The sequence below is a fragment of the Bradyrhizobium sp. genome (genome assembly GCF_019242285.1).
In the GTDB taxonomy this organism is placed as follows: Bacteria; Pseudomonadota; Alphaproteobacteria; order Rhizobiales; family Xanthobacteraceae; genus Bradyrhizobium.
Genome location: NZ_JAFAVV010000226.1, coordinates 1 through 2,752, shown reverse-complemented (window position 1 = coordinate 2,752; position 2,752 = coordinate 1). Strand labels below are relative to the sequence as shown.

General features: G+C 67.0%; 3 protein-coding genes. All 3 read right to left on the bottom strand.

From position 1 onward, the window contains the following. Window positions 1-149: 149 nt before the first annotated feature. Window positions 150-902, bottom strand: a complete 753-nt coding sequence (locus JOY90_RS08830) for an ABC transporter ATP-binding protein (RefSeq protein ID WP_291690761.1) — start codon at window positions 900-902, stop codon at window positions 150-152. Further along, the gene (locus JOY90_RS08825; RefSeq protein ID WP_291690760.1) at window positions 899-1,747 is read right to left on the bottom strand and encodes an ABC transporter ATP-binding protein; all 849 of its coding nucleotides are present in this window, start codon (window positions 1,745-1,747) and stop codon (window positions 899-901) included. Before JOY90_RS08825 ends, JOY90_RS08830 begins: the two co-directional genes overlap by 4 nt. Window positions 1,748-1,750: 3 nt before the next feature. Beyond that, the coding region (locus JOY90_RS08820) for a branched-chain amino acid ABC transporter permease (protein ID WP_291690759.1) at window positions 1,751-2,752 on the bottom strand (1,002 nt) is incomplete at its 5' end.

The following is a 2,752-nucleotide window of genomic DNA, read 5'->3' as shown; positions in this document are numbered from 1 at the left end:
CAGCAGACAGTCGCGGACCTCGGCCTCGACAGCTCGAACTTCTCGCAGCAGCAGAAGTAACTCGAGACGTAACTTGGCTTAGACCTTCGTAACATCGACGGCTCGACCGCGCGACCTCTGGATCGCGCGGTTGAGAACCGTTTCTGGAGTCAAGATGCCTCGGCTCCGCCAAGATAGGCGTCGCGCACGCGCGGATCATCCTTGAGCGTGAGCGCCGGGCCGGACAGCACGATTCGGCCGGTCTGCAGCACATAGGCCTCATGAGCGATGTCCAGCGCTAGGCTCGCATTCTGCTCGACCATGAACACGGAGACGCCTTCCTTGTTGACGGTCCGGATCAGCTCCAGCACGCGGTCGACATAAAGCGGCGACAGACCCATGGTCGGCTCGTCCATGCAGATCAGTTTTGGGCGTCCCATCAAAGCGCGCGCCATCGCCACCATCTGCTGCTCGCCGCCCGACAGCGTGCCGGCGCGCTGCTCGAGACGCTGCCGCACCCGCGGAAACAGCTCGAGCGTCCGCTCGAGATCCTGCGTGACGCCGGCCCGGTCCGAGCGGAGATAGGCCCCCATCAGGAGGTTCTCGCGCACGGTCATGGCGCCGAACAGGCGTCGTGCTTCGGGCACGGAGCCGATGCCGCGCCGGATGATCTTCGGCGTCTTGAGGCCGGTGAGCGTCTCGCCGGCGAAGCTGACGGCACCGCTCTTCGGCTGGATCAGGCCGAGGATGATCTTCATCGTGGTCGACTTGCCCGAGGCGTTGCCGCCGAGCAGACAGACGATCTCGCCTTCCGGCACCTGCAGCGAGAGATCGAAATGCACCTGGATCGGACCATAGAAGGTGTTGATGCGATCGAGCAGGAGCAGGGGAGCAGGCGAAGCGAGGGCGGCCGGGGCGCTCATTCCGCGGCTCCTGCCGCAACGGTCTTTTCCGCCGCGCCGAGCGTCGAATGCCCGAGATAGGCCTCGATCACAGCCGGATCGTGCCGCACCTGTTGCGGCAGGCCTTCGGCGATCTTGACGCCATCGTCCATGACGACGACTCGGTCCGAGAGCTGCATCACCAGATCGAGCTTGTGCTCGATCAGGAGGATGGTCTGGCCGCGCTGCCTCAACTCGCCGATCAGGGCCTGCATCTCGGCGGTTTCGGTCTGGTTCATGCCGGCAGTCGGCTCGTCCAGCAGCAGGAGCTTGGGCCGCAACGCCAGCGCCCGGGCGATCTCGACACGGCGGCGGTTGGCGTAGGACAGGCTGTGCGCGGGATGATCGAGCCGGGGCGTGAGGCGGTCGCCGAAGAAAGTGAGGATATCCTGCACCTCGCGGTCGAGTTCCCCCTCCTCGCGCCGCAGCCAGGCCGGCCGGATCAATCCGGTGAGGAGTTCGAGCAGCGCGCCGGCCGGCAGCGCCGGCCAGGCGGCGGCGCGCCGTCGCGTGTGCGCGCCGATCAGCACGTTCTCGCGCACGGTGAGGTTGGGGAACACCCGGCCATGCTGGAACGTGCGGGCGAGTCCCCGTTCGGCGATGCGCTCGGGCGCGAGCCCGGTCACCACCTCGCCACCGAGCCTGACCGTTCCGGCATCGGGACGATCGAGCCCGCTGACCAGGTTGAACAGCGTGGTCTTGCCGGCGCCGTTCGGACCGATCAGGGAGACCAGCTCGCCTTCGGCAACCGCGAGATCGACGCCATTGACGGCGGTCACGCCGCCGAAGCGCCGCACCAGGCCTGAGGCTTCGAGGAGGACCGTCATCGATCAGACCGTGCCAAACAGGCCCTGCGGGCGGAAGCGGATCAGGAGCAGGAGCGCCAGCCCATAGATCAGCATGCGATAATCGCTGGCGACACGGAAGATCTCCGGCAGCCCGACCAGCGCCACAGCCGCAACGACGGCGCCGAACACGTTGCCGAGCCCGCCGAGGATCGCCATGGTCAGCGCCAACAGCGATATCTGCGAGGTGAAGGTTTCGAAATTGATGTAGGAATAGAGATGCGCGGTGATGGCGCCGCTGACGCCGGCGACGAAGCCGCTGAAGCCGAAGGCCAGCGCCTTGTAGCGATTGGGATTGACGCCATAGGCGCGCGCCGCGACGTCGTCGTCGCGGATCGCGCGCAAGGTCCGGCCGAGCGGCGAGCGCAACAGCCGCCGTTGCAGGAGCGCAAGCGCGACCAGCACGACGAAGCTCAGCCAATAGACCTCGCGGGCCGAATAGAAAGCATGGCTGCCGAGCGCCAGCGGGGGGATGCCGGTGAGCCCGATCGGGCCGCGGGTGAGGCTCTCCCAGTTCAGGATCACGAGGCCAACGATCTCGCCGATCCCGAGCGTCGCGATCGCGACATAGTGGCCGCGCAGCCCGAAGGCGGGATAGACCAGCATGGTGCCGAGCAGGGCCGTGATGATCCCCGCGACAGGGATCGAGACCAGCACCGGCGCGCCGAGATCGAGCGCGAGCAGCGCAGACGCATAGCCGCCGATCGCGAGCAGCGCCGCGTGTCCGAGCGAAATCTGCCCGGCGATGCCGGCGACCAGCGTCAGGCTGATCGCGAGCATGCCGTAGAGCCAGGCGTTGCTGAGCGTCTGGATCACATAGGGCGAGGAGACGACGAACGGTGCGAGCAATCCGATCAGGATCAAGGCGGCGAACAGCCAGTCCGGCAACGCAATCGGCCGGCTCGGCGCCATGAAGGTTCCGGTCAAGGGCTCCGGCGGAAGCGCGCGGCGGCCGCCGAACAGGCCGTTCGGCCAGAAGATCAGGAC

Coding starts and splice junctions, on each gene's coding strand:
- JOY90_RS08830 (WP_291690761.1), bottom strand. CDS start 902: ATGAGCGCCCCGGCCGCCCTCGCTTCGCCTGCTCCCCTGCTCCTGCTC.
- JOY90_RS08825 (WP_291690760.1), bottom strand. CDS start 1,747: ATGACGGTCCTCCTCGAAGCCTCAGGCCTGGTGCGGCGCTTCGGCGGC.